This is a genomic window from Microcella flavibacter (assembly GCF_012530535.1).
Classification (GTDB): domain Bacteria; phylum Actinomycetota; class Actinomycetes; order Actinomycetales; family Microbacteriaceae; genus Microcella; species Microcella flavibacter.
In genome coordinates this window covers 2,581,837-2,605,587 of sequence record NZ_CP051299.1, presented here as the reverse complement: position 1 = coordinate 2,605,587, position 23,751 = coordinate 2,581,837, and the positions used below count along the sequence as shown (strand labels likewise).

Here is a 23,751-nt window from a genome sequence, read left to right as displayed (position 1 = left end):
ACACGAGCACCGGCGTTTCGCGCCGATAGTCCACAGAGTTATCCACAGGGGCCGTTTGGGCCGATCCTGGCCGCTCCCTACTGTGAGGCGGAGCCCCGATCCCGACCGGTGCGCCGCCTCCCCGTGGCCCTGTCGGAGGTCGGCGGTAGACACACTGCACAGCGGCCCCTCCCGCTCGGCGGCATCCACTCGAAAGGCGGTCCCCCGTGTCCATCGCGCACATCGGCAGCGCCCTCGACGGTCGCAGCACGAGCGAGAACCGCGGCTCCGAGCGGGTGCCCCCGCACGATCTGCTCGCCGAGCAGAGCGCCCTCGGCGGCATGCTGCTGAGCAAGGACGCCGTCGCCGACGTCATCGAGTCGGTGCGGGGCATCGACTTCTACATCCCCAAGCACGAGGTCATCTTCGAGGCCCTGCTGACGCTCTACGCGCACGGCGAGCCCACCGACGTCATCGCCGTCACCGACGAGCTGCAGAAGTCGGGCACGCTGTCGCGCGCGGGCGGGGCCGACTACCTGCACACCCTCACCGCGATCGTGCCGACCGCCGCCAACGCCGGCTTCTACGCCTCGCTCGTCGCCGAGAAGGCCGTGCTGCGCCGCCTCGTCGACGCGGGCACGCGCATCGTGCAGATGGGCTACGCGAGCGAGGGCGAGGTCACCGACCTCGTCAACAACGCGCAGGCCGAGATCTACGCCGTCGCCGGCGGCGTGCAGACCGAGGACTACGTGCCGCTCACCGACGCCGTCGGCGAGGCCATCGACGAGATCGAGGCCGCCCGCGGGCTCGACGGCTCGATGACGGGCGTGCCGACGGGCTTCGCCGAGCTCGACGGGCTCACGAACGGCCTCCACGCCGGCCAGCTCGTGCTCATCGCCGCCCGCCCCGCCCTCGGCAAGTCGACTCTCGCCCTCGACTTCGCCCGTGCCGCGACCATCAAGCATTCGATGCCGACCGTCTTCTTCTCGCTCGAGATGGGGCGCAGCGAGATCGCGATGCGCCTGCTGTCGGCCGAGGCCTCGGTGCCGCTGCACTCGATGCGCAAGGGCACGCTCGAGACCCGCGACTGGACGACGATCGCGGCCACGCGCGGTCGCATCGCGGATGCCCCGCTCTACATCGACGACAGCCCCAACATGACCCTCGTCGAGATCCGCGCCAAGTGCCGCCGGCTCAAGCAGACCGTAGGCCTCAAGATGGTCGTCATCGACTACCTGCAGCTCATGACGAGCGGCAAGAAGGTCGAGTCGCGCCAGCAGGAGGTCAGCGAGTTCTCGCGGGCGCTCAAGCTCATGGCGAAGGAGCTGCAGGTTCCCGTCGTCGCGCTCTCGCAGCTGAACCGAGGCCCCGAGCAGCGCGCCGACAAGATGCCCGCCATCAGCGACCTGCGCGAGTCGGGCTCGCTCGAGCAGGACGCCGACATCGTCATCCTCCTCCACCGCGAGAGCGCCTACGAGAAGGAGAACCCCCGCGCGGGCGAGGCCGACCTCATCGTCGCGAAGAACCGCAACGGCCCGACGAAGACCGTGACCGTCGGGTTCCACGGCCACTTCTCGCGCTTCGCCGACATGCCGCAGGTGTAGCGGGTTCGCGCGGATCGGCGACGCAGGCGGCTCCCGGCCGACGGCCGTAGGCTGGTCGTCGTTCCGATCCGCCGATGAAGGACTCCCCGTGTCGATCGACAGCCCCCCGCCCGCGCCCGCCGCGGCGTCGCCCGCCGCGCAGCGCGGTGCGCTCGTGCTGCGCGCGCTGCCGCTCATCGTCGTCGGACTCGTCATCACCTTCACCAAGGAGTACCCGACGAGCTTCGGCTTCGTGATGCTCGGCGTTCTCGGGCTCGCGAGCGCGGCCGGGCTGGTGATCGGCGCGCTCCGGCTGCCGGCGGGGGATGCCCTGCGCGGGTTGCACCTGGGGCTCGCCGTCGTGGCGACCGTGGTCGGGGGGCTCGCGCTCGCGCTCAGCTCGTTCGGCCTCGCGTTCCTGCTGCTGCTCGTCGGGGCGTACGCCGCCTTCGGCGGCGTCGGGGAGCTCGTGTGGGGCATCCGCCGCCGCGGCGCCCACCCGATCGCCCGCGACGCGATCGTCATCGGAGCCGCCACCGCCCTGCTCGCCCTCATCGCCACGCTCGTGGGCGACCCCCGCAGCGCGGCCGGATTCCTCGGCGCTTACGCGATCATCGCCGGTGTGTTCCTCGTCATCGCCGGCATCAGCGTCGGCGGCACTGCGGACGGCGCCACCGACAGCACTCCCGGGACCACCGCCGACAAGGAGCACTCCCCCTCATGACCGAACCCCGCCGCCGCGAGCGTCTGCGCCCGCTCGAGCTCGTCACCTTCGCCGCGCTCGTCGCCGTCGCCGTCGGCGCGATCACGCTCATGGCGACCCGCGACCCCATCCTGTCGCTCATCTTCTTCGGGGCGACGTTCGTGATCGACCTCGTCGTCATCGCCATGCTCATGCTCGCCGTCACGCCGAACAAGCAGATGGACGGCGAGATCCGCCCCGACGCCGAGAACCACCCGCACCAGTAGCGGCGCAGGCCCGCCGGCCTTAGTCGGCCCGGGCGACCCGCCGCGCGAGGTCGGCCGCGACGCCGACGTAGAGCGCCGGCGTCAGCGCCTGCAGGCGCTGCTTCGCCTCGGCCGGGATGTCGAGGCCCTCGACGAAGGCGCGCAGCTCGTCGCCCGTGACGCGGTGGCCGCGCGTGAGCTCCTTGAGCATCGCGTAGGGGTCGGCGATCGACGAGCGGCCGGCGGTGATCTCGGCGCGGATGACCGTCTGGATGGCCTCGCCGAGCACCTCCCAGTTGCCCTCGAGGTCGCGATCCAGAGCATCCTGATCGAGGGCGATCTCGCCGAGCCCCTTGAGGATGTTGTCGAGCGCGAGCATCGAGTGGCCGAGGCCCACGCCGATGTTGCGCTGCGCCGAGGAGTCGGTGAGGTCGCGCTGGAGGCGCGAGGTGACGAGGGTCGCGGCGAGCGAATCGAGGATCGCGGCCGAGAGCTCGAGGTTCGCCTCGGCGTTCTCGAAGCGGATCGGGTTGATCTTGTGCGGCATCGTCGACGAGCCGGTGGCGCCCGCCTGGGGGATCTGCCGGAAGTAGCCCATCGAGATGTACGACCAGACATCGGTGCAGAGGTTGTGCAGCACCCGGCCGATGTGGGCGATGCGCTGGTAGAGCTGCGCCTGCCAGTCGTGCGACTCGATCTGGGTGGTCAGCGGGTTCCAGGTGAGGCCGAGGCCGGTCACGAACTCGTACGAGCTCGCCACCCAGTCGTGGTCGGGGTCGGCGGCGTAGTGCGCCGAGAAGGTGCCCGTCGCGCCCGAGAACTTGCCCAGGTACTCGACCTCCTCGACGGAGGCGAGCAGGCGCTCGAGCCGGTGCACGGTGACGGCGAGCTCCTTGCCCATGGTCGTCGGGGTCGCGGGCTGCCCGTGCGTGTGCGCGAGCATCGGCGCCTCGGCGAGCTCGAGCGACCGGGCGCGCAGCGCCTCGACGACGGCGCGGGCGCGGGGCATCCACACCTCGCGCACCGCCGCGCGGATCGTGATGGCGTAGGAGAGGTTGTTGATGTCCTCGCTCGTGCAGGCGAAGTGGGTGAGCTCGGCCAGGTGGCCGAGCCCGAGCCGGGCGAGCGCGTCGCGCACGTGGTACTCGACGGCCTTGACGTCGTGGCGGGTGACGGCCTCGCGCTCGGCGAGCGAGTCGATGTCGTCCTGCCCGAACTCGGTGACGAGGCGGCGCAGGCGGCGCTTGGCCTCATCGGCCAGGGGCTCGGAGCCGAAGAGCGAGCGATCGGTGAGGTGGATGAGCCACTCGACCTCGACCTGGATGCGCGCCCGGTTGAGCCCCGCCTCGGAGAGGTGCTCGCCGAGGGCGGAGACCTGCGCGCGGTAGCGGCCGTCGAGCGGGCTGAGGGGCTGGGGGGCGAGGCTCATGGGGTTCCCTGTCGGATTCCGGGTTCGAGTTGACGGAAGAGGGCGCGGCAGGCGCGCTCGATCATGCCGAGCACCGAGTCGAACATCGCGGCGTCGGAGTAGTAGGGGTCGGGCACGTCGGGCGCGCCCTCGGTGGCCGGGTCGAAGCTCATGAGCAGGTGCACCTTGCTGCGCGCGTCGTCGGTCGGCGCCCAGGTCTTGAGGATGCGCTCGTGGGTGCGATCGAAGGCGATGACGAGGTCGAGGTCGTCGAACCACTGGCTGTCGAACTGGCGGGCGCGGTGGTGCGCGGCGGGCAGGCCGCGCGTCTCGAGCACCTGGATGGTGCGCGGATCGCTCGACTCGCCCACGTGCCACTCGCCGGTGCCGGCCGAGCGCACGGAGACGAGGTGCTCCCACCCGCGCTGGCGGATGAGATCGCGGAACACGGCCTCGGCCATCGGCGAGCGGCAGATGTTGCCCGTGCACACGAAGCAGATGCGGAAGATGCCGGGCTCCCCGATGTCCCGGTCGAAGCTCATGCCCCCATTGTGGCCCACAACCCCCTCCTCCACAGCCGCGGGAACGGCGGCGGGATGCACGAGGCGCGCTGCTCGACGGACCCGGGCCGCGCGCCCGCGGCACCATCGAGCCGCCCGCCCGTCCGCCCGTCCGTCCGCCGGCTGGTCGGCCCGCCCGTCCGTCACCCCGTCACCCCAGGAGCCGCCGTGTCCCCGCCGCCCCCGCCTCCCCTGCTCGCCCCGACCGCGAACGCCGCGCTCCTCGAGATCGAGTCGCGGCGCCGCACGGCGCTCGCCGTCGCCGCCGAGATCGCGAGCGTCGACGGCCGCCTGCGCGCCATCGCGCAGGAGCCGGGCTGGCGGGGGCCCGCTGCTCGCGCCTTCGTCGACGCGGTCGAGCGCTCCCGGCCGGCGGTGGGCGCCGCGGCCGACCACGTCCAGATGCTCGGCCTCGCCCTCGAGACCGCGGCGGCCCGGCTGCGGCAGCAGGAGGCCCTCGGTGAGCCCTGAGTCGATGAGAACCGCGACGGGTGCGCTCGCGATCGGCGGCGGGGGCGGATCGACCGTGATCGCCGAGCATCTGCTCGTGGCCGAGCACCGACTGGCCCTGTGCGCCGACGACTGCGATCGTGCGGCCCGCCGTCTGCGGCCGCTCGGCGCACCGCTGCCCGGCGGGGTGTTCGACGGGTCCGGCACCGTCGCCGAGACGGCCGCCGCCGCGCTCGCCCGCTCGGCCGATGAGATCGCCCGGCTCGGCACCGCCCTGCGGCTCGCGCTCGACGGCTACGAGCTCGCCGATTCCGCGGTGCGCACGGCGCTCGACCAGCTCCTCGCCCCCATGGCGGGGCTCGTCGGGGCCGCCGCGCGCAGCCTCCTCGGGCTCGTCGGCGGGCCCTTGCTCGCGGGGCTCGGCGTCGCCGCCGCCGGGTACGCGCTGCTGCCCGCCTCGAGCAGGGAGGCGATGGATCGGAGCGCGCGCGACGGCCTGCGCTTCCTCGGCGAACGGGTGCTCGACGAGCGGACGACGACGATGATGGCCGGGCTGCTCATGCCGCACGTCGACGACGGCGTGCTCGGCGCGATCGGGGTGCCGCCCGCGCTCGCCCTGCGCCTGCAGTCGATGATGCCGTCCATCGACGGTGCGGAGCCGGGCTCGGTCGCGGCCACGGCCGGCGTCATCGCCGTGCTCGGCGCGGCCGCCGGGGCCCGGGGCGCCGCGCCCGTCGAGGTGCAGCGCGTGCCGCCGGCGCCCGCGAGCAGCCCGCCGACGCCGCCCGCGGGGCTCGCCGGCCGCGTGGCGCGCATCCCCGATCCGGCTCAGCCGGTGCGCGTCGAGGTGTACCGCGGCGCCGGCGGGGCCGAGCGCTTCGAGGTGTTCATCGCCGGGACCGCGCACGACGCCCCGCTCGGAGGGGAGCATCCCTGGGACGGCGCCAGCAACATCGCCCTCGTCGCCGAGCACGACGCCTCATCGCTGCGCGCGGTGCGGGCGGCGCTCGCCGATGCCGGCGCCGGCCCCGCCAGCCCGGTCGTCTTCACCGGGTACTCGCAGGGCGGCGCGGTCGCGACCCTGCTGGCCGAGTCGGGCGAGTACCGCACCGCCGGGCTGGTGACCGTCGGCGCCCCGACCGGCGGGATGCCCGTGACGGGCGACTACCCGGCCGTCACCATCGGCCACCGCGACGACATCATCACCGCCCTCGGCGGTGCGCCCGAGCCGACCGCGGCGGTGCTCGTCACCGCCGATTCCGACGGACGGCAGGAGGGCGACGGGCTCTTCGCCGCGCACGAGCTCGACGGCTACCGCGCGACGGCGGCCCGCGCCGATGCGAGCGAGGTGCCGCTGCTGCGCGACGCCGTGAACGCGCTGCCCCGTGGCGGGGTCGGGCAGGAGACGATCGACTACACCGCGCGCCGGAAGGACGGAACGGGCGCCGGCTAGCGCTGCCGGCCGAGGATGGGGCGCACGAGCACCCCGATCAGCCAGCTCAGCAGCCCGAGCACGATCGCGCCGAGCACGCCCCACCAGAAGCCGTCGACCTCGAGGCCGAAGCCGAGCAGGTCCGAGATCCAGGCGACGAGCAGCAGCAGCAGGCCGTTGACGACCAGGGCGATGAGCCCGAGCGTGAGGATGTAGAGCGGGAAGGCGAGGATGCGGATCGTGTTGCCGATGATCGCGTTGACGACGCCGAAGATCAGCCCGACGATCAGGTAGGTGACGACGGTCGAGAGCGTGTCGTCGCCGTAGGAGCGCACGCTGACGCCCGCCACGATGAGCGTCGTCAGCCAGAGGGCCAGCGAATTGATGAGCAGGCGGACCACGAAGCGCTTCATACGACCATGATGGCCCCGCACGGCCCCCGCGTCACGTGCCGCGCGGCCGCGCGTACTCTTGACCGGTGACCCCGCCCGTGCGCCTGCGCCCCGAGATCGTCGCCCTGCCGCCGTACCGCCAGGGCCGTCCCGCCGCCGCGAGCGCCTTCAAGCTCTCGAGCAACGAGAACCCGAACCCGCCGCACCCGGCCGTCGTCGCCGCGATCGCCGAGGCCGCAGCCGGCATCAACCGCTACCCCGACGCCACCGCGCTCGCCGTCCGCGAGCGCCTCGCCGCCCGGCACGGCGTCGGCGCCGACGAGGTCATCGTCGGCGCGGGCAGCGTCAGCCTGCTCGCGCAGCTCATCCAGGCCGCCGCGGGCGCCGGCGACGAGGTCGTCTTCGCCTGGCGCAGCTTCGAGGCGTACCCCGGCCTCGTGACCGTCGCCGGCGCGACCCCCGTGCCCGTGCCGCTGACGGCGGATGCCCGCCACGACCTGCCCGCGATGGCCGCCGCCGTGACCGACCGAACCCGGCTGCTCATGGTCTGCTCCCCCAACAACCCGACCGGCCCGACCGTCGGGGCCGCGGAGTTCGCCGAGCTCATGGCCGCCCTCCCCGCCGATCTGCTCGTCGTCCTCGACGAGGCCTACGCCGAGTTCGTCACCGACGACTCCGCGGTCGACGGCGGCGCGCTGCTCGGCCGCTGGCCGAACCTCGTGGTGCTGCGCACCTTCTCGAAGGCTTACGGGCTCGCCGGCATGCGCGTCGGCTACGCGATCGGCGAGCAGAGCATCCTCGACGCGGCACGGGCGACGCAGATCCCGCTCTCGGTGACGGGCGCCGCGCAGGCCGCCGTGCTCGCGGCGCTCGACCACGAACCCGAGCTGCTGGCCCAGGTCGCCGAGCTCGCCGAGCGCCGGGAGCGCGTGCGCGACGCCCTCGAGCAGCAGGGGTGGAGCATCCCGAGCAGTCAGGGCAACTTCGTCTGGCTCGCCACGGGCGCGGCGACGGCCGAGGTCGCCGAGCGCTTCACGGCCGCGGGCATCATCGGGCGGGCCTTCCCGCCGGAGGGCATCCGGGTGTCGATCGGCGAGGAGCAGTCTGTGGCGACTCTCCTGCGGATCGCCGGCGAGGTTGTCCGCGGTCTCTGAGCGCCGCGTCGGGGGCCGCCCTAGAGTGGAACCCATGTCGTACACGGCCGAGACCCTGCAGCTGCTCTCGCCGGAGGGCCGTCTCGTGCAGAGCGAGGCCGCCGAGCGCTACCGCCCCGTCATCGAGTCGATCGACGAGGAGCGCCTGCGCGACTTCCACCGCACGATGAGCGTCGTGCGCCGCTTCGACATCGAGGCGGGCAACCTGCAGCGGCAGGGGCAGCTCGCGCTGTGGATCCCGAGCCTCGGCCAGGAGGCCGCGCAGGTCGGCTCGGGCTACGCCGCCCGTCCGCAGGACCACCTCTTCCCCGCCTACCGCGAGCACGCCGTCGGCTACATCCGCGGGCTCGATCCGGTGAAGATCATCGCCATGCTGCGCGGTCTCAGCCACGGCGGCTGGGTGCCGGAGGAGACCGGCAACTTCCACCTCTACACGCTCGTCATCGGCTCGCAGACGCTGCACGCCACCGGCTACGCCATGGGGCTCGCGCTCGACGGCGCGAGCGGCTCTGGCGACGTCGACCGCGACGCGGCCGTCATGGTCTACTTCGGCGACGGCGCGACGAGCCAGGGCGACGTCAACGAGGCGCTCGTCTTCGCGCAGAGCTACAACACGCCCCAGGTGTTCTTCCTGCAGAACAACCACTGGGCCATCTCGGTGCCGGTGAGCGTGCAGTCGCGCACGCCGCTGTTCCACCGGCCGGCGGGCTTCGGCATCCCCAGCATCCAGATCGACGGCAACGACGTGCTCGCCAGCTACGCCGTCACCCGCGAGAACCTCGACGCCGCGCGCACCGGCCAGGGCCCCCGCTTCATCGAGGCGCTCACCTACCGCATGGGCGCGCACACGACGAGCGACGACCCGACGAAGTACCGCCTCGAATCCGAGATGGAGTACTGGCGCGAGCGCGACCCGATCAGCCGTTTCGAGACCTACCTGCGCGGGCTCGGCGAGGGCGACGCCTTCTTCGAGGAGGTGCGCCAGGAGGCGGAGGACACCGCCGCCGACGCCCGCCGCCGCACGCTCGCGCTCGAGCCGCCCGCTGCCGCGAGCATGTTCGCGCACGTCTACAGCGAGCCGCATCCGGTGATGGATGCCCAGCGCGACTGGCTCGCCGCCTACGAGGCCTCGTTCGAGGGGGAGTCATGACCGACACCGTCAGCACCGGCACGATGAACCCGGCACCGACGACGGAGCCCGCGACGGGCATCCGCACGATGACGATGGCGAAGGCGCTCAACCAGGGCCTCGCCGCCGCGATGAGCGCCGACCCCAAGGTCATGCTCATGGGCGAGGACATCGGGCCGCTCGGCGGTGTGTTCCGCGTCACCGAGAACCTGCAGAAGCAGTTCGGCGCGCACCGGGTGCTCGACACCCCGCTCGCGGAGTCGGGCATCATCGGCACCGCCATCGGGCTCGCGATGCGCGGGTACCGGCCGGTCGTCGAGATCCAGTTCGACGGCTTCATCTTCCCCGGCTTCGACCAGATCACGACGCAGCTGGCGAAGCTCACGGCCCGGCACGAGGGCTCGCTGCGCATGCCCGTCGTCATCCGGGTGCCCTACGGCGGGCACATCGGCGCGGTCGAGCACCATCAGGAGAGCCCCGAGGCCTACTTCGCCCACACCGCGGGCCTGCGCCTGGTCAGCCCGGCGACGCCGCACGACGCCTACTGGATGATCCAGCAGGCGATCGCGAGCGACGACCCGGTGATGTTCTTCGAGCCGAAGAGCCGCTACTGGCCGAAGGGCGAGGTCGACCTCGACTCCCCCGCCGGCCCGCTGCACGCCACCCGCGTCGTGCGCCCCGGCACCGACGTCACCGTCGTCGGCCACGGCGCGATGGTGAGCATGCTGCTGGATGCCGCCGCGCTCGCCGCCGAGGAGGGCACGAGCATCGAGGTGGTCGACCTGCGCTCGCTGAGCCCCATCGACTACGCGCCGCTGCTCGACTCGGTGCGGCGCACCGGCAGGCTCGTCGTCGCGCAGGAGGCCCCCGGCTCGGCGAGCGTCGGCAGCGAGATCGCCGCGACCGTCACCGAGTCGGCGTTCTACTCGCTCGAGGCGCCCGTGCTGCGCGTCAGCGGCTTCGACACCCCCTTCCCTCCCGCGAAGCTCGAGGGCGCCTACCTGCCCGACGTCGACCGCATCCTCGATGCCGTCGACCGCGCGCTGGCCTACTGAACCGCGACAGGAGCCCGTTGTGAGCACTTCCGAGTTCCCCCTCCCCGACGTCGGCGAGGGCCTCACCGAGGCCGAGATCGTCACCTGGCACGTCAAGGCCGGCGACTCGGTCGCCGTGAACCAGGTCATCGTCGAGATCGAGACGGCGAAGTCGCTCGTCGAGCTGCCGAGCCCCTTCGCCGGCACCGTCGAGGCCCTGCTCGTCTCGGAGGGGCAGACCGTCGAGGTCGGCACCCCGATCGTGCGGGTGAGCGACGGGGATGCCGCTGCCGCGGTTCCTCCGGTGCCCGAGGCCGCACCGGCCGCCGTCGACGCCGAGGCCTCCTCGGCGGCCGCGGACGCGGCCGGCACGATCGACCGCGACGAGCGGGGCGCCGAGGGCGCTCCCGCGACGCCCGCCGAGGACGGCTCGGGCGCGGTGCTCGTCGGCTACGGCGCGAAGGGGCACGTCGCCTCGCGCCGCCGCCGGCCCGCCGCGGGGCCCCAGGCCGCGCCGACGGCGACCCCGCCGGCCGCCGCGGCACCGGCCGCTACGACCCCCGCGCCCGCGGCAGCGCGGCCCGCACCGGCCGCGCCCGCGGCGAGCTTCCCGAGCACCCCCGCCCCGGCCGCCCCGCCGACCCGCTCGGCCTTCGTTCCCGCCGCGCAGGCGGCGCCCGTCATCGCGAAGCCGCCGATCCGCAAGCTGGCGAAGGATCTCGGCGTCGACCTGCAGGAGGTGCAGCCCACGGGCCTCGCGGGCGAGATCACGCGCGACGACGTCATCCGGCAGGCCTCGCAGGCGAGCGTGTTCCGCAACATCCAGACGCCGGAGTGGCCGCAGGCGCGGGAGGACCGCATCCCCGTGAAGGGCGTGCGCAAGGCGATCGCGCAGGCCATGGTGCGCAGCGCGTTCACGGCCCCGCACGTGGGGCTCTTCGTCGACGTCGACGCGACCCGCACGATGGAGTTCGTCAAGCGCCTGAAGGCCAGCCCCGACTTCGCGGGCATCAAGGTCTCGCCGATGCTCATCATGGCGAAGGCGATGATCTGGGCGGTGCGGCGCAACCCGACCGTCAACTCGACGTGGACCGATGAGGAGATCATCGTGCACCACTTCGTCAACTTCGGCTTCGCGGCAGCGACCCCCCGCGGCCTCGTCGTGCCGAACGTCAAGGACGCCCAGTCGATGAGCCTGCGCGAGCTCGCCCAGGCGATCGAGCAGCTGACGATCACGGCGCGCGACGGCAAGCTGCAGCCGGCCGACATGGCCGAGGGCACGATCACGGTGACGAACATCGGGGTCTTCGGCATGGACACCGGCACGCCCATCCTCAACCCGGGCGAGGTCGCGATCGTCGCGCTCGGCACGATCAAGCAGAAGCCCTGGGTCGTCGACGGCGAGGTGCGCCCGCGCTTCGTCACGACGCTCGGCGCCTCCTTCGATCACCGCGTGGTCGACGGCGACGTCGCCAGCCGCTTCCTCGCCGACGTCGCGAGCGTCATCGAGGAGCCCGCGCTGCTGCTCGATTAGGGCGCGTCACCGCCCGGCGGGGCATGATGGCGTGATGGATGCTCAGCGCACGCCTCCTCGCGCGGCCCTCATCGCCCTCGCCGCCGCGGTCCCGCTCGGCCTCCTCGCGATCGCGGGCGCCCTCGTCCTCGCCGTCCTCGTCCCCGGAGCGACCGACCCCGCCGCCTGGGGCACTCCCCCGGCCATCGTCTGGGCGGCCGCGATGCTCGTCGGATTCCTCGCCCTCTCGGCCGCGGCGCTCCTCGCGGGCCGGCTCCTCGCCGGCGCGGCCGGCCGGCCGCACGAATCCCCCGACGCGATCGTCCTCGCCGCCGTCACGGTGATCGGCGCCGGCGCGATCGCCCTGTGGTCGTTCGGCGTCGGCATCGGGCTCGGCCCGGCGCCGCAGTGGCTGAGCTCGCTCTCGGCGGGCTCGCTCGCCGTCGCGCTGCTCGCGGGGATCGTCGCGGCGGCGCTGATCAGCGACCGTCTGCGGCGGGGCTCTCCGGCTCGAGGATGATGACGGGGATGAGCCGCGCGGTGCGCTCTATCCCGTCGAGTCGCTGGCGGCCGACCATCGGAGGAGCAGGCCCCACGGCGCAGCGGACTTCATTCCCGCTTCCGCAGCGGAAGGATGGACCGAGGCGCGAAGGCGTCCTGCCAGTTCCCGGACGAGTTCCGGGTACCGTCGTGCCATTCCTCCGGCGAGCACGATCGCATCCGGTACCCGATCCAATCGGGTGATCGCGAGGGCGAGCGACGCAAGGAGGCGCTCGTGATCTCGCACACTGAGGGGATCGGACAGGGCGTGACCTCCGATTCGCGCATCGAGGCACCCCTCGGCGCCGCATCCGCCGCACACACGCGGTCCGAAGTAGGTCGCGTGACTGAGATCGACGTCGGAGACGGTGCCGTTCTCGACGATGGCGGAGCCGATCCCCGTGCCGAGTCCGACGACGAGCCATCGACCCGACTGCTGCCCGTGAAGATCCCATTCGCCGAGAGCCGCCGCGTGCGCGTCGTTCATGCTCACCAACGGTGGCTGCCCCAGTCCGAGTTCCTCACTCGCCACCACATCGGCCCAGCCGATGTGGTGTGCACCCCGGACGCGATCGCCGTCGACCTCTCCCGGGGCTGCCAGCAGCCATGCCACGTCGGGAGTGCCGAGGTACGCGACCGGCGAAGGGACTCCTCCGACGACAGCGCAGTACTGGATGGAGGACCCGCCGACCTCTACCGTGCGGAGGTCACGCATGCGGTCACTCTTCATCGCACTACTTTTCGCTGTCCGGCTCGAGGATGACGACGGGGATCTCGCGCTCCGTGCGGCGCTGGTACGCCGCATAGCCGCGGTAGGCCCGCACGGCGCGAGGCCACAGCCTGGCGCGCTCGGCGGCGTCGGCGGTGCGGGCGCGGTACGGCCGAGGTGCGTGGCCCTTCTCGGCGACGCCCACGCGCGGCTCGTCGACGAGGTTGAGGTACCACCCGGGCATGCAGTCGTCGCCGCCGCGCGAGGCGATGACGACGAAACGGTCGCCCTCCTCGACGGGCACGGTGAGCATCGCGCGCCGACGCTCGCCCGTCCTCCGGCCCAACGTCTCGAGCTCGATGACGCGCATCGCGCCGATCGACCAGCCGAGCCGTCCGCCGGTCACCCGCACGAGCGCGCGGTGGAGGCCGGTCATCGCGAGCATGCTGCGGCGGTTCGACATGGCCGCAGGGTAGCGGCGCCCGCTGGGCGCGGGTCGGGATGCCCGGCGCCGGCCCGGCTACTGAGAATCGTTTTGACAACCATTATCGATAAGACGTACCGTGGCGCCATGTCCCCCTCTACCGCCCCCCGCCGTGCCGTCCCCGTCCTTGTCCTCTCCGCCGCTACCGGACTCGCGCTCGTCGGGTGCTCGGCACCGGTGGCCGAGTCGTCGTCCGACTCCCTCTCCATCGTCGCGTCGACGAACGTCTACGGCGACATCGCCGCGTCCATCGCGGGCGATCTCGCGACGGTCACGAGCATCATCGACTCGCCCGCGCAGGATCCGCACAGCTACGAGGCGAGCGCGCAGGTTCAGCTGGCGATCGCCGACGCCGACCTCGTCATCGAGAACGGCGGGGGGTACGACCCCTTCATCGACCTGCTGGTGGACGGTTCGGACACCGATGCCGCAGTGGTCACCGCGGTCGTGGCCGGGGGAGCGCTCGAGGAGGGCGAGGAAGCGCACTCCGAGGAGGAGGCCGGCGATAACGGCCAGGGTCACGAGGAGGGCGCGAACGAGCACGTCTGGTACGACGTGCACGCCATGAGCGGCATCGCCGCGGCCATCTCCGAGGCGCTCATCGAGCTCGACCCCGACAACGCGGCGACGTACGAGCAGAACCTGACCGATCTCGAGGCCGAGCTCGAGAGCGTCGAGGCCGAGCTCGCGCGGTTGGCCGACGAGCTGGGCGGCGGGGTGGTCGCCTCCACCGAGCCGGTGCCGGCCTACCTGCTCGCCGAACTGGGTCTCGATGACGAGACGCCGGAGGAGTTCCTGGAGGCGGTCGAGGAGGGCGCCGACGTGCCGCCGCTCGCCCTCCAGCAGACGTTCGAACTCCTCGACTCCGGCGAGGTCCGCCTGCTGGCCTACAACGAGCAGACCGCGAGCCCGGAGACGGAGCGCATCCGCGAGGCGGCCGAGGCCGCGAGCATCCCGGTGGTCTCGTTCACCGAGACGCTGCCGGACGCGGAAGACTACGTGTCATGGATGAGAGCGAACCTCGCGGCGGTCGGCGCAGCCCTCAGCGATTCGTGACCTCCGACATCACGTCGCTCCGCACCGCCCCGGTTCTCTCGATCCGGGGCGGTGCGCTCGGTTTCGGCGACCGTCTGCTGTGGAGCGATCTCGATCTGGACGTGCTCCCCGGCGAGTTCATCGCGGTGCTCGGGGCGAACGGCACGGGCAAGACGAGCCTGCTTCGTGCGATGCTCGGCGAGCAGCAGCTCGATGCCGGCGAGGTGCTCGTGGACGGGCATCCCGCCCATCGCGGTCATCGGCGCATCGGCTACATCCCGCAGCAGAAGATCGTCGCCCCGGGCACGCCCCTGCGCGGTCGCGATCTGGTGATGCTCGGCGTGAACGGCCAGCGGTACGGCCCCCCGATCACCCGCAGGGCCGACAGAGAACGCGTGGATGCTCTCCTCGCCTCCGTGGGCGCGTCGGCCTACGCCGACCAGCCGCTCGGCAGTCTCTCCGGCGGCGAGCAGCAGCGGCTCCGCGTCGCGCAGGCGCTCGCCGACGACCCGGCGCTGCTCCTCTGCGACGAACCCCTCATGAGCCTCGATCTGCAGCACCAGCGGGGCGTGAGCGAGCTCATCGACGGGCGTCGCCGGGCTCACGGCACTGCCGTCGTCTTCGTCACGCACGACGTCAACCCCGTGCTCGAGATGGTCGACCGGGTGCTGTACCTCGCGCACGGCGCGTTCACCGTCGGCACGGCTGACGAGGTGCTGCGCAGCGAGGTCCTCACTCGCCTGTACGGCACCCCGGTCGACGTGTTCCGCGCTCACGGGCGCGTGGTCGTCGTGGGCGCCCCCGATAGCGATCACCATCACGAGGAGAGGTCATGACCACCGTCGACTGGTCGACGTATCTGCGGTTGCTCGACCTGGTGGGGAACTCGATCATCGCTGCGGCGGTGCTGGGCGTCGTCGGCGGCCTGATCGGGGTAGTCGTGATGCAGCGCGATATGGCCTTCGCCGTGCACGGCATCAGCGAGCTCTCCTTCGCCGGCGCGGCCGCAGCGCTCCTGCTGGGTCTCAACGTCGTCGCGGGCTCGATCCTCGGATCGCTCATCGCCGCGGGCATCATCGGGGTGCTCGGATCGCGCGCGCGCGATCGCAACTCGATCATCGGCGTGCTCATGCCGTTCGGCCTCGGCCTCGGCATCCTCTTCCTGGCGCTCTACCCGGGACGCAGCGGCAACAAGTTCGGGCTTCTGACCGGGCAGATCATCAGCGTCGACCTTCCGCAGCTCGGACTGCTGATGAGCATCAGCGCCGCCGTGCTCGTCGCTCTGCTCGTCATCTGGCGACCCCTGACCTTCGACAGTCTCGATCCCGAGGTGGCGAGCGCGCGCGGTGTCCCCGCGCGGACCCTCAGCATCGTCTTCATGATCCTGCTGGGTCTCGCCGTCGCGGTGTCCATCCAGGTGATCGGGGCGCTCCTCGTACTGGCGCTCCTCGTCACGCCGGCCGCCGCCGCTCTGCGCGTCTCCGCCTCCCCGGTGCTCGTTCCGGTGCTCAGCATGCTGTTCGGTCTCGTGTCCGCGGTGGGGGGCATCCTGCTGGCTCTCGGCGGATCCCTCCCCATCAGTCCGTACATCACCACGATCTCGTTCGCCATCTACCTCGTCTGCCGCGTCCTGGGCTATCGTCGCGGCGCGCGGAGCGCCGGCCGCCCAGCGGCGCCGCGTACCCTGGTCTCACCATGAAGCGGAACACCTGGCAGCGCGAGGCCGTGCGCACGGCCCTCGGCGAGTCGACCGGTTTCGTGAGCGCCCAGGCCCTGCACTCCTCGCTGCGGGAGGGCGGCTCGACGATCGGCCTCGCCACCGTCTACCGCGCGCTCACCGACCTCTCGGAGGAGGGCGAGGCCGACTCGCTCACCCAGGACGGCGAGGCGCTCTACCGCGCCTGCACCCCGGGCACGCACCACCACCACCTCATCTGCCGCACCTGCGGACTCACGGTCGAGATCGAGGCCCGCGCCGTCGAGGAGTGGGCGCGCAGCGTCGCCGCCGAGCACGGCTTCACGGCCGCTGAGCACGTCGTCGACGTCTTCGGTCTCTGCGCCGCCTGCAGCCGCGTTGCCGATTCGCCCGTCACGCCCTAAGCTGGGGGATTGTGCCGGGCGAGAGATCGCCCGCATTGTGCGCGCTCCGCCCCGTTCATCCCGCTACTCGAACGGAGCAGGCGGTGTCCGCGTGCCGACAAGTGACCTTGGGTGCGGCATTCGCCGCACGGTAGCCCTATCGAAATGAGGAAGCCATGGCAGCCGTCTGCCAGGTGACCGGAGCCGTTCCCGGCTTTGGCCACAACATCTCGCACTCGCACCGCCGCACCAAGCGCCGGTTCGACCCGAACATCCAGAAGAAGACGTACTTCGTGCCGTCGCTCCGCCGCAATGTCACGCTGACCCTGTCGGCCAAGGGCATCAAGGTGATCGACGCACGCGGTATCGAGTCCGTGGTCAAGGACCTCCTTGCGCGCGGGGAGAAGATCTAATGGCCAAGCAGCAGGACGTCCGTCCCATCATCAAGCTCCGGTCGACCGCCGGCACCGGGTACACCTACGTGACCCGCAAGAACCGCCGCAACGACCCCGACCGCCTCGTGCTGAAGAAGTACGACCCGGTCATCCGCAAGCACGTCGATTTCCGCGAGGAGCGCTAACCATGGCGAAGAAGAGCAAGATCGCTCGTAACGAGCAGCGCAAGGTCATCGTCGCGCGCTACGCGACCAAGCGCCTGGAGCTGAAGAAGGCCCTCGTCGACCCGAACGGCACCGACGAGTCCCGCGAGGCCGCCCGCCAGGGCCTGCAGAAGCTGCCCCGCAACGCCTCGCCCGTGCGCGTGCGCAACCGCGACGCGGTCGACGGCCGCCCCCGCGGTCACCTCAAGCAGTACGGCATCTCGCGCGTCCGCTTCCGCGACATGGCGCACCGCGGCGAGCTGCCCGGCATCACCAAGTCGAGCTGGTAGCACCGCACCACGTCTCGTCCCGAAGGGGCGTCTTCCGTCAGGGAGGCGCCCCTTCGGCGTTCCCGAAACCGACGATCCTGAGCGTTCCCGGCGCACCGTGCGCCGGAATGCCCGGAATCATGCGGAATCACTGCTAGTTTCGAGGCGGCTCGCGGCGCCCCTCGCCGATGTTGCCGCACCACTGAATGTTGTGAAGTCCGAGGAGGACCCCAATGGCTGACAAGTCCCTGAACCGTTCCGAGCTCGTCGCTGCCGTGGCCGCTGAGTCCGGCCTGAGCCAGGCCGACGTGAACCGCGTCGTCGACGGCCTGTTCTCGACCCTCTCGAGCTCGCTCGCGTCGGGCACCAAGGTCTCGATCCCGGGCTGGCTCTCGGTCGAGCGCACCGCTCGCGCCGCCCGCCAGGGCCGCAACCCGCAGACCGGCGAGGCCATCCAGATCGCCGCCTCGAACGGCGTCAAGATCTCGGCCGGCAGCAAGCTCAAGGCCGCTGTCAAGTAATTCCGACCACTGATGGTCCCCGCGACGGGGGCGGCTACCGGGCCGCCCCCGTCGCGGCGTTCCACCGGGCGGCGTCCGAGCTTCGCGCGGCTGCGGCCGGGCATCCCCTCGTTCGATGGTCAGGATGCTCGCCTACAGTGAGAGCGCCCTCCGCCCCGCCCACGCCAAGGAATCACCGGTGACCACGACCCGCCCCGCCCCCTCGGATCGCCCTGCGGCGCGACCGAACGCTGCCGTGCCCGCATCGCTGCGGTCGGGAGCGACCGGCCCGCTCGGCGTCGCCGCCCTCGTCATCGCGGCGGTGCTCGCCTCGCTCGTCGCCCTGGTGCTGGGCGGGGGAGCGGCCGCCCCCCTGCTCGCCGACCCGGGCGTCGTCGCCCGCTACGGCCTGCCGATCGCCAAGCTCGTCTCGAACCTGGCCGCGGCCGGCACGATCGGCTCCCTGCTGCTCGCCGTGCTCGCGCTGAGCCCGAAGCGCCCCGAGTTCGGCCGCGCGCTCGACATCGCCGCCGTCTCGGGCGCGCTGTGGACGCTCGCCACCGGGGCCACGGGCTACTTCTCGTTCCTGACCATCTACCTGCAGCCCTTCAGCCTCGATGCCGCCTTCGGCGAGCAGCTCGCCTTCTACTTCGGGGAGACGCCGCTCGGCCAGCCCTGGCTCATCACGACGATCATGGCCGCGGCGATCACGGTCGTCTGCTTCGCCGTGCGCGCGCCCGCGGTGCTGGCGGTCACGACCGTCGTCGCGGTGGCGGCTCTGTGGCCGGTCGCGCAGACGGGTCACGCGGGCGGCACCGCCGATCACGGGGACGCGACCACCGCCGTCTACCTGCACTCGGTCTTCGCCGCCGTCTGGGTGGGCGGGCTGCTCGCCCTCGTGCTGCTGCGCAGGGCGCTCGGCGACCGACTGCCGGTCGTGCTCGCCCGCTACTCCTCCATCGCGCTCGTCGCCTTCATCGTCGTCGCGACCTCGGGCGTCGTGAGCGCGCAGCTGCGCGTCGGTGGGTGGGAGGGCCTCGACTCGGCGTACGGCGCCGTCCTCATCGGGAAGGTCATGGCGCTGACCGTCCTCGCGGGCTTCGGCGCCGCGTACCGCCGCGTGCTGATCGCGCGCGTCGCCGACGATCGCCGCCCGCGCACCTCTTTCTGGACGATCGTCGTGGCAGAGCTCGCCGTCATGGGCATCGCCTCGGGGCTCGCGGCGGCGCTCGGCCGCACGCCGTCACCGGCGCCGGAGGTGCCCGCCGAGCAGCTCGCCGACCCGAGCCCCGCCGAGCTGCTCACCGGCTCTCCGCTGCCGCCCGCCTTCGAGCCCTGGCGCCTGCTGACCGAGTGGGACCTCAACCTGGTCTGGGCCCTCATCGTCGGCTTCGGCGCGTTCTTCTACCTCGCCGGCGTCTGGCGCCTGCACCGTCGCGGCGACGCCTGGCCCGTGCACCGCACGATCCTGTGGGTGCTCGGCATGGTCGCGCTGTTCCTCGTGACCTCGAGCGGCTTCGCCGTCTACGAGCGCTACCTGTTCAGCGTGCACATGCTCGGGCACATGATCCTCAGCATGGCCATACCGATCACCCTCGTGCTCGCGGCGCCCGTGACGCTCGCCGCGCGGGCGACCCGCGTGCGCAAGGACGGCTCGCGCGGCCCCCGCGAGTGGATCCTCGCGATCGTGCACTCGAAGCCGGTGGGCGTGCTCGGGCATCCCGTCGTCGCCTCGGTGATCTTCGCGGTCTCGCTCATCGCCTTCTACTACTCGCCGCTGTTCTCCTGGGCGGTCACCGACCATCTCGGCCACCAGTGGATGATCCTGCACTTCCTGCTCAGCGGCTTCCTCTTCGTCAACGCCCTCATCGGCGTCGACCCGGCGCCGTACCGCCCCGCGTACCCCGTGCGGCTGATGATCCTGCTCGCCACGATGGCCTTCCACGCCTTCTTCGGCCTCTCGCTCATCACCGGCACGAGCCTGCTGCTGCCCGAGTGGTTCGGCGCCATGGGACGCGAGTGGGGCGATGCGCCGCTGGCCGACCAGGTCACGGGCGGCGAGATCGCGTGGAGCGTCGGCGAGATCCCGACCCTCGCCCTCGCCATCCTCGTCGCGGTCATGTGGTCGCGCGACGACTCCCGCGAGACGAGACGGCGCGACCGGCAGGCCGACCGCGACGGCGACGCCGAGCTGCAGGCCTACAACGCGATGCTCGAGCAGCGCGCGGCACGATCGACGACGGTGGATGCCGCTGCCGGCGCCCCCGCGGGCGACGACCTCAGGCGGCCGGAGGCCTGATCTCGAGCTGCGGCGTCTCGCCCGAGAGGCTCAGCCGCGCGTCGATGCCCGCCGGAACGAGCGTGTCGAGCTGCTCGATCACCCCGTCGCGCAGTCGCTGCACCTCGGCCCGCAGGCGCATCGAGGCCTCGCCCTCCACCCGGTAGCCGTCGCCGTCGGCCGCGGCCGCGATCCGCAGGGCCGGTCCGAGCTCGAGGCTCCACTCGGGCTCGCCGAGCACGCGGTCGTCGATCTCGAACCCGTAGGGACAGCCGCGGGGCAGCAGCACGCGCTGCTCGGTGCACTGCTCGAGGAACCCGGTGACCTGCTGCTCGACGGCCCGCTCGAGGCGGGCGCTCGGGCGGCCGACGAGGGCGAGGGCCGCGCCGGCGCCCGCGCGCACCGACGCCGGCTCGGCGTCGAGCCAGGGGCTATCGAGCTGGGCGGTCACGCGCGCCGGCACGAAGGCCGTGACGGTCGTCGCGGCGCGGCCCTCGCCGCCCTCCGCCCCGGCCAGCTCGCGGCCGTTGACGATCGCGTCGGCGCCCGCGGGCGCGGTGAGGGCGACGCTCGCGAGCGGCGGCTCGACGAAGCGCCACCCAGTCGGGGTCGTGAAGGTGGCCGGCTCGACGACGAGGATGGCCGTCGTCACGTCGCGGCCCGCCTCGCCGTACTCGACGGCCACGGCGACCCGGCCGTCGGCGCGTGCCTCGGTCGCCCGCACGGCGGCGACCGTCGGGGCGCCGCTGTCGCCGAGCGGCATCGGGGCGTCGGTCGGCAGCCCGGCGAGCAGCCGCAGGCTCAGCGCGTCGTCGGCGGCGAGGGCCTCGAGGTACGCCTCAACATGCCGCTCGGGGGTGCGGGTGACGGCGGCCGTGACGGCCGCGCCGGAGGCGGCGAGGAGCGCCGAGAGGGCCACGACCCCTCCCCAGAGCATCCCTCGACGGCGCATGCCGCCAGCCTAGGTGCGCGGGGCGAGCACCCGCCGACGCCCTCGGTACGCTGGGGAGATGACGGCCCGCACGCAGCTGAGCGCCGAGCAGCTCGCGGTGCTCGGCCTCATCGAGTCGACGCGCGAGCACGTCTTCGTCACGGGCCGCGCGGGCACGGGCAAGTCGACGCTGCTGCAGACCTTCCTCGCCACGACCGAGCGCACCGTCGTCGTCAGCGCGCCGACCGGCGTCGCGGCGCTCAACGTCGGTGGGCAGACGATCCACTCGCTGTTCCGGCTGCCGATCGGCCTCATCGCCGATCAGGAGCTCGACCTCTCGCGCGAGCTGCGCACGCTGCTGCAGGGCGTCGACACCGTCGTCATCGACGAGGTCTCGATGGTGAGCGCCGACCTCATGGATGCGATCGACCGCCGCCTGCGCCAGGCCCGAGGCCGGCGGCACGAGGCCTTCGGCGGCGTGCAGGTCGTGCTCTTCGGCGACCCGTACCAGCTGGCGCCCGTTCCCGGCCGCGACGAGGGCGAGCGCGCGTACTACGCCGACCACTACCGCTCGATGTGGTTCTTCGACGCGGCCGTCTGGCAGGAGGCCGATCTGCGCATCGTCGAGCTGCAGACCATCCACCGCCAGCAGGACGAAGCGTTCCGCGCCATGCTCTCGGCCGTGCGCCACGGCGAGGTGACGCAGGAGATCGGCGGGGCGCTGAATCAGGCCGGGGCGCGGCGGGCGCCCTCGGAGGGCATTTTGACCCTCGCGACGACGAATGCGACCGTCACGCGCATCAATCAGGATGCCCTGCGCCGCCTGCCCGGCGCGCCCAGGACGGCGCGGGCCGACGTCGCGGGCGACTTCGGCACGAAGGGCGGCTACCCCGCCGACGAGGCGCTCGAGCTCAAGGTCGGCGCGCAGGTGATGTTCCTGCGCAACGACACCGGCGGCGACGGCCATCCGCGCTGGGTGAACGGCACGCTCGGCACGGTCGAACGCATCGGCAAGACCGTGTGGGTCGACGTCGACGGCGAAAGCCACGAGGTGCTGCCGGCCACGTGGGAGAAGTACAAGTACACCTACTCGGCGGCGCGCAAGCAGGTGACGAAGGACATCGTGGGGGAGTTCACGCAGTTCCCGCTGCGGCTGGCCTGGGCGGTCACCATCCACAAGTCTCAGGGCCAGACCTACGATGCGGCCGTCGTCGACCTCGGGCCGCGGGCCTTCGCGCCGGGGCAGGCCTATGTGGCGCTGTCGCGCATCCGCTCGATCGAGGGCCTCTACCTGACCCGGCCGATGCGGCCGAGCGACGTCATCGTCGACGACGACGTGCGGCGCTTCATGGCCGAGGCAGGGCCGGCCATCGACCGGGCCGTGGAGCCGCCCCAGGCGGGCTGAGCCGAGGGCGCCGCAGGCGCCGCAGGCCTCAGTGCGCGGCCGGGTCGTCCCGCGGGGGCCGGTCGGCGCCGAGCGCCGCGACGAGCAGCACGGCCGACACCGCGAACTGGATGAGCGAGTTGGTGCTCGTGATGGCGAGCACGTTGAACTCGGTGCCGATGAGGTAGAGCCCGCCGATGCCCGCCGCGAGCAGCAGCGTGCCGACGACGCCGTTCACGCGCCGCGAGGCGTCGAGCGAGCGCGTGGCGGGCACGATGAGCGCGGCGCCGGTCGCGAGCGTCAGGATGCCCTGCAGCGGGTTGACCGTCAGCGCGGCCACGAGCGCGACGCCCTCGGTGTCGGCGAGCGGCACCCCGATCGAGGCGATGAGCCCCGCGATGCCGAGCACGGCGAGCAGCCCGCCGATGACGAGCCCCGCGCGCCGGTTGGCCGAGTGCATCATGCGGGCGGCCTCCCCACGGTGCTCTGAGTCGACTCCGGCCGGGCGGCCGACGGGACAGTGGAGCGGATGACGGGAATCGAACCCGCGCTATCAGCTTGGGAAGCTGAAGTTCTACCATTGAACTACATCCGCACGCTGGAGCTGAGAGCGACGGTCATTGCCGACCATCGCCGCGACGCCAGTGCCGACGCCCGTCCCGGGCGGCGGAGAGCAGCACGGGTCGAGCGGTCGTTTCCAGCATACCCATCCGTCTCGGCCTCTGGCGCGGAGCACCACGTGCTCGCCCCTCGGTAGGGTGACCTCATGCTGCTGAGCGATCGCGATATCCGGGCCGAACTCGACAGCGGCCGCATCGGCCTCGACCCGCTCGACCTCGCGATGGTGCAGCCCTCGAGCGTCGACGTGCGGCTCGACTCGTTCTTCCGGCTGTTCGACAACCACAAGTACCCCTTCATCGACCCGGCGGCCGAGCAGCCGGAGCTGACCCGGCTGGTCGAGGCGAAGAGCGACGAGCCGTTCATCCTGCACCCGGGCGAGTTCGTGCTCGGCGCCACCTACGAGCAGGTGACGCTGCCCGACGACGTGGCCGCGCGCCTCGAGGGCAAGAGCTCGCTCGGCCGTCTCGGACTGCTGACCCACTCGACCGCAGGCTTCATCGACCCGGGCTTCACGGGTCACGTCACGCTCGAGCTCAGCAACGTCGCCACGCTGCCGATCAAGCTGTGGCCGGGCATGAAGATCGGCCAGCTGTGCTTCTTCCGGCTCAGCTCGCCGGCCGAGAACCCCTACGGAACGGGCCAGTACCTCAACCGGTACCAGGGTCAGCGCGGGCCGACGGCCTCGCGCTCGTGGCAGAACTTCCACCGCACCGAGATCGCCCCGCGCTAGCGGCGATCCCC

General features: G+C 72.3%; 28 protein-coding genes and 1 tRNA gene. 21 read left to right on the top strand and 8 right to left on the bottom strand.

What is annotated here, in order from left to right; genetic code table 11:
- Positions 1-206: 206 nt before the first annotated feature.
- From dnaB to HGB54_RS12435, 3 genes are all read left to right on the top strand, one after another.
- Complete coding sequence (gene dnaB / locus HGB54_RS12445; protein WP_168916693.1) at positions 207-1,583, top strand: replicative DNA helicase; 1,377 nt, start codon at positions 207-209, stop codon at positions 1,581-1,583.
- An 88-nt stretch (positions 1,584-1,671) separates the two neighbouring features.
- Entirely contained in the window at positions 1,672-2,286 is a 615-nt protein-coding gene (locus HGB54_RS12440) for a hypothetical protein (protein ID WP_168916692.1), read from the top strand.
- Positions 2,283-2,531, top strand: a complete 249-nt coding sequence (locus HGB54_RS12435) for a hypothetical protein (protein WP_168916691.1) — start codon at positions 2,283-2,285, stop codon at positions 2,529-2,531. The genes HGB54_RS12440 and HGB54_RS12435 overlap by 4 nt, the downstream gene beginning before the upstream one ends.
- Positions 2,532-2,550: 19 nt before the next feature.
- Here the strand turns inward: HGB54_RS12435 and purB are convergent, their stop codons facing one another.
- Together purB and HGB54_RS12425 are read right to left on the bottom strand one after the other, a co-directional pair.
- The gene (gene purB, locus HGB54_RS12430; protein WP_168916690.1) at positions 2,551-3,939 is read right to left on the bottom strand and encodes an adenylosuccinate lyase; all 1,389 of its coding nucleotides are present in this window, start codon (positions 3,937-3,939) and stop codon (positions 2,551-2,553) included.
- On the bottom strand, positions 3,936-4,460 hold the full coding sequence (locus HGB54_RS12425; RefSeq protein WP_168916689.1) for a low molecular weight protein-tyrosine-phosphatase: 525 nt from the start codon (positions 4,458-4,460) through the stop codon (positions 3,936-3,938). The genes purB and HGB54_RS12425 overlap by 4 nt, the downstream gene beginning before the upstream one ends.
- Positions 4,461-4,646: 186 nt before the next feature.
- Here HGB54_RS12425 and HGB54_RS12420 point away from each other — a divergent pair, with 186 nt between their 5' ends.
- A complete protein-coding gene (locus tag HGB54_RS12420; RefSeq protein ID WP_168916688.1) occupies positions 4,647-4,949 on the top strand; it encodes a hypothetical protein in 303 nt (100 codons plus the stop codon).
- 4 nt (positions 4,950-4,953) lie between these two features.
- The gene (locus tag HGB54_RS12415) at positions 4,954-6,381 is read left to right on the top strand and encodes an alpha/beta hydrolase family protein (protein ID WP_168916687.1); all 1,428 of its coding nucleotides are present in this window, start codon (positions 4,954-4,956) and stop codon (positions 6,379-6,381) included.
- Here HGB54_RS12415 and HGB54_RS12410 read toward each other — a convergent pair.
- Positions 6,378-6,773 (bottom strand): phage holin family protein, encoded by a 396-nt coding sequence (locus HGB54_RS12410; protein ID WP_168916686.1) that lies wholly within the window; start codon positions 6,771-6,773, stop codon positions 6,378-6,380. The two genes, HGB54_RS12415 and HGB54_RS12410, sit on opposite strands and share 4 nt — an antisense overlap.
- A 65-nt stretch (positions 6,774-6,838) precedes the next feature.
- Here HGB54_RS12410 and HGB54_RS12405 point away from each other — a divergent pair, with 65 nt between their 5' ends.
- From HGB54_RS12405 to HGB54_RS12385, 5 genes are read left to right on the top strand one after another with little or no spacing between them, the layout of a single operon-like run.
- A complete protein-coding gene (locus HGB54_RS12405) occupies positions 6,839-7,906 on the top strand; it encodes a histidinol-phosphate transaminase (RefSeq protein WP_228545845.1) in 1,068 nt (355 codons plus the stop codon).
- A 34-nt stretch (positions 7,907-7,940) separates the two neighbouring features.
- Positions 7,941-9,056, top strand: a complete 1,116-nt coding sequence (locus tag HGB54_RS12400) for a thiamine pyrophosphate-dependent dehydrogenase E1 component subunit alpha (protein WP_168916685.1) — start codon at positions 7,941-7,943, stop codon at positions 9,054-9,056.
- A 23-nt stretch (positions 9,057-9,079) separates the two neighbouring features.
- Entirely contained in the window at positions 9,080-10,090 is a 1,011-nt protein-coding gene (locus HGB54_RS12395; protein WP_168916993.1) for an alpha-ketoacid dehydrogenase subunit beta, read from the top strand.
- A gap of 19 nt (positions 10,091-10,109) precedes the next feature.
- On the top strand, positions 10,110-11,603 hold the full coding sequence (locus tag HGB54_RS12390) for a dihydrolipoamide acetyltransferase family protein (protein ID WP_168916684.1): 1,494 nt from the start codon (positions 10,110-10,112) through the stop codon (positions 11,601-11,603).
- 34 nt (positions 11,604-11,637) lie between these two features.
- Positions 11,638-12,102: a hypothetical protein gene (locus tag HGB54_RS12385; RefSeq protein WP_168916683.1), complete on the top strand. Its 465-nt coding sequence runs from the start codon at positions 11,638-11,640 to the stop codon at positions 12,100-12,102.
- 27 nt (positions 12,103-12,129) lie between these two features.
- Here the strand turns inward: HGB54_RS12385 and HGB54_RS12380 are convergent, their stop codons facing one another.
- Positions 12,130-12,837 carry an ROK family protein gene (locus HGB54_RS12380; protein WP_168916682.1) on the bottom strand — a complete coding sequence of 236 codons (708 nt, stop codon included), beginning with the start codon at positions 12,835-12,837 and terminating at the stop codon, positions 12,130-12,132.
- Between the two features lie 19 nt (positions 12,838-12,856).
- Positions 12,857-13,294, bottom strand: a complete 438-nt coding sequence (locus HGB54_RS12375; protein WP_168916681.1) for a nitroreductase/quinone reductase family protein — start codon at positions 13,292-13,294, stop codon at positions 12,857-12,859.
- A gap of 108 nt (positions 13,295-13,402) precedes the next feature.
- Between HGB54_RS12375 and HGB54_RS12370 the strand changes: the two genes are divergently transcribed.
- The 9 genes from HGB54_RS12370 to HGB54_RS12330 all read left to right on the top strand — a co-directional run bounded on the left by HGB54_RS12370 (position 13,403) and on the right by HGB54_RS12330 (position 20,095).
- Positions 13,403-14,371 carry a metal ABC transporter solute-binding protein, Zn/Mn family gene (locus HGB54_RS12370; protein ID WP_168916680.1) on the top strand — a complete coding sequence of 323 codons (969 nt, stop codon included), beginning with the start codon at positions 13,403-13,405 and terminating at the stop codon, positions 14,369-14,371.
- Positions 14,368-15,186, top strand: coding sequence for a metal ABC transporter ATP-binding protein (locus HGB54_RS12365; RefSeq protein ID WP_228545844.1), 819 nt, complete (start codon positions 14,368-14,370; stop codon positions 15,184-15,186). Before HGB54_RS12370 ends, HGB54_RS12365 begins: the two co-directional genes overlap by 4 nt.
- Positions 15,183-16,049, top strand: a complete 867-nt coding sequence (locus tag HGB54_RS12360) for a metal ABC transporter permease (protein WP_168916678.1) — start codon at positions 15,183-15,185, stop codon at positions 16,047-16,049. The genes HGB54_RS12365 and HGB54_RS12360 overlap by 4 nt, the downstream gene beginning before the upstream one ends.
- On the top strand, positions 16,046-16,450 hold the full coding sequence (locus HGB54_RS12355) for a Fur family transcriptional regulator (protein ID WP_168916677.1): 405 nt from the start codon (positions 16,046-16,048) through the stop codon (positions 16,448-16,450). Before HGB54_RS12360 ends, HGB54_RS12355 begins: the two co-directional genes overlap by 4 nt.
- A gap of 155 nt (positions 16,451-16,605) precedes the next feature.
- Positions 16,606-16,842: a 50S ribosomal protein L28 gene (rpmB, locus tag HGB54_RS12350; protein WP_055857759.1), complete on the top strand. Its 237-nt coding sequence runs from the start codon at positions 16,606-16,608 to the stop codon at positions 16,840-16,842.
- Complete coding sequence (gene rpmG, locus HGB54_RS12345) at positions 16,842-17,009, top strand: 50S ribosomal protein L33 (protein ID WP_168916676.1); 168 nt, start codon at positions 16,842-16,844, stop codon at positions 17,007-17,009. Before rpmB ends, rpmG begins: the two co-directional genes overlap by 1 nt.
- A 2-nt stretch (positions 17,010-17,011) precedes the next feature.
- Positions 17,012-17,317 carry a 30S ribosomal protein S14 gene (rpsN, locus tag HGB54_RS12340; protein WP_168916675.1) on the top strand — a complete coding sequence of 102 codons (306 nt, stop codon included), beginning with the start codon at positions 17,012-17,014 and terminating at the stop codon, positions 17,315-17,317.
- Positions 17,318-17,529: 212 nt separating this feature from the next.
- A complete protein-coding gene (locus HGB54_RS12335; protein ID WP_168916674.1) occupies positions 17,530-17,817 on the top strand; it encodes an HU family DNA-binding protein in 288 nt (95 codons plus the stop codon).
- Between the two features lie 235 nt (positions 17,818-18,052).
- Positions 18,053-20,095 carry a cytochrome c oxidase assembly protein gene (locus tag HGB54_RS12330; protein ID WP_228546038.1) on the top strand — a complete coding sequence of 681 codons (2,043 nt, stop codon included), beginning with the start codon at positions 18,053-18,055 and terminating at the stop codon, positions 20,093-20,095.
- On the opposite strand, the gene HGB54_RS12325 is transcribed toward HGB54_RS12330, so the two are convergent.
- A complete protein-coding gene (locus HGB54_RS12325) occupies positions 20,076-21,026 on the bottom strand; it encodes a hypothetical protein (RefSeq protein ID WP_168916672.1) in 951 nt (316 codons plus the stop codon). The two genes, HGB54_RS12330 and HGB54_RS12325, sit on opposite strands and share 20 nt — an antisense overlap.
- A 58-nt stretch (positions 21,027-21,084) precedes the next feature.
- Between HGB54_RS12325 and HGB54_RS12320 the strand changes: the two genes are divergently transcribed.
- A complete protein-coding gene (locus tag HGB54_RS12320; RefSeq protein WP_168916671.1) occupies positions 21,085-22,410 on the top strand; it encodes an ATP-dependent DNA helicase in 1,326 nt (441 codons plus the stop codon).
- 28 nt (positions 22,411-22,438) lie between these two features.
- Here HGB54_RS12320 and HGB54_RS12315 read toward each other — a convergent pair whose 3' ends face one another.
- Together HGB54_RS12315 and HGB54_RS12310 are read right to left on the bottom strand one after the other, a co-directional pair.
- A complete protein-coding gene (locus HGB54_RS12315; protein ID WP_168916670.1) occupies positions 22,439-22,852 on the bottom strand; it encodes a DUF4383 domain-containing protein in 414 nt (137 codons plus the stop codon).
- Between the two features lie 58 nt (positions 22,853-22,910).
- Positions 22,911-22,984: transfer RNA gene (locus tag HGB54_RS12310), tRNA-Gly, on the bottom strand.
- A 171-nt stretch (positions 22,985-23,155) separates the two neighbouring features.
- Here HGB54_RS12310 and dcd point away from each other — a divergent pair.
- Positions 23,156-23,740 (top strand): dCTP deaminase, encoded by a 585-nt coding sequence (dcd, locus tag HGB54_RS12305; protein ID WP_168916669.1) that lies wholly within the window; start codon positions 23,156-23,158, stop codon positions 23,738-23,740.
- The last annotated feature ends 11 nt before the right edge of the window (positions 23,741-23,751 follow it).

Coding starts and splice junctions, on each gene's coding strand:
- purB (WP_168916690.1), bottom strand. CDS start 3,939: ATGAGCCTCGCCCCCCAGCCCCTCAGCCCGCTCGACGGCCGCTACCGC.
- HGB54_RS12395 (WP_168916993.1), top strand. CDS start 9,080: ATGAACCCGGCACCGACGACGGAGCCCGCGACGGGCATCCGCACGATG.
- HGB54_RS12370 (WP_168916680.1), top strand. CDS start 13,403: ATGTCCCCCTCTACCGCCCCCCGCCGTGCCGTCCCCGTCCTTGTCCTC.
- rpsN (WP_168916675.1), top strand. CDS start 17,012: ATGGCGAAGAAGAGCAAGATCGCTCGTAACGAGCAGCGCAAGGTCATC.
- HGB54_RS12375 (WP_168916681.1), bottom strand. CDS start 13,294: ATGTCGAACCGCCGCAGCATGCTCGCGATGACCGGCCTCCACCGCGCG.
- rpmB (WP_055857759.1), top strand. CDS start 16,606: ATGGCAGCCGTCTGCCAGGTGACCGGAGCCGTTCCCGGCTTTGGCCAC.
- HGB54_RS12355 (WP_168916677.1), top strand. CDS start 16,046: ATGAAGCGGAACACCTGGCAGCGCGAGGCCGTGCGCACGGCCCTCGGC.
- HGB54_RS12380 (WP_168916682.1), bottom strand. CDS start 12,837: ATGCGTGACCTCCGCACGGTAGAGGTCGGCGGGTCCTCCATCCAGTAC.
- HGB54_RS12360 (WP_168916678.1), top strand. CDS start 15,183: ATGACCACCGTCGACTGGTCGACGTATCTGCGGTTGCTCGACCTGGTG.
- HGB54_RS12425 (WP_168916689.1), bottom strand. CDS start 4,460: ATGAGCTTCGACCGGGACATCGGGGAGCCCGGCATCTTCCGCATCTGC.
- HGB54_RS12315 (WP_168916670.1), bottom strand. CDS start 22,852: ATGATGCACTCGGCCAACCGGCGCGCGGGGCTCGTCATCGGCGGGCTG.
- HGB54_RS12400 (WP_168916685.1), top strand. CDS start 7,941: ATGTCGTACACGGCCGAGACCCTGCAGCTGCTCTCGCCGGAGGGCCGT.
- HGB54_RS12320 (WP_168916671.1), top strand. CDS start 21,085: ATGACGGCCCGCACGCAGCTGAGCGCCGAGCAGCTCGCGGTGCTCGGC.
- HGB54_RS12435 (WP_168916691.1), top strand. CDS start 2,283: ATGACCGAACCCCGCCGCCGCGAGCGTCTGCGCCCGCTCGAGCTCGTC.
- HGB54_RS12415 (WP_168916687.1), top strand. CDS start 4,954: ATGAGAACCGCGACGGGTGCGCTCGCGATCGGCGGCGGGGGCGGATCG.
- HGB54_RS12385 (WP_168916683.1), top strand. CDS start 11,638: ATGGATGCTCAGCGCACGCCTCCTCGCGCGGCCCTCATCGCCCTCGCC.
- HGB54_RS12410 (WP_168916686.1), bottom strand. CDS start 6,773: ATGAAGCGCTTCGTGGTCCGCCTGCTCATCAATTCGCTGGCCCTCTGG.
- dcd (WP_168916669.1), top strand. CDS start 23,156: ATGCTGCTGAGCGATCGCGATATCCGGGCCGAACTCGACAGCGGCCGC.
- HGB54_RS12335 (WP_168916674.1), top strand. CDS start 17,530: ATGGCTGACAAGTCCCTGAACCGTTCCGAGCTCGTCGCTGCCGTGGCC.
- rpmG (WP_168916676.1), top strand. CDS start 16,842: ATGGCCAAGCAGCAGGACGTCCGTCCCATCATCAAGCTCCGGTCGACC.
- HGB54_RS12325 (WP_168916672.1), bottom strand. CDS start 21,026: ATGCGCCGTCGAGGGATGCTCTGGGGAGGGGTCGTGGCCCTCTCGGCG.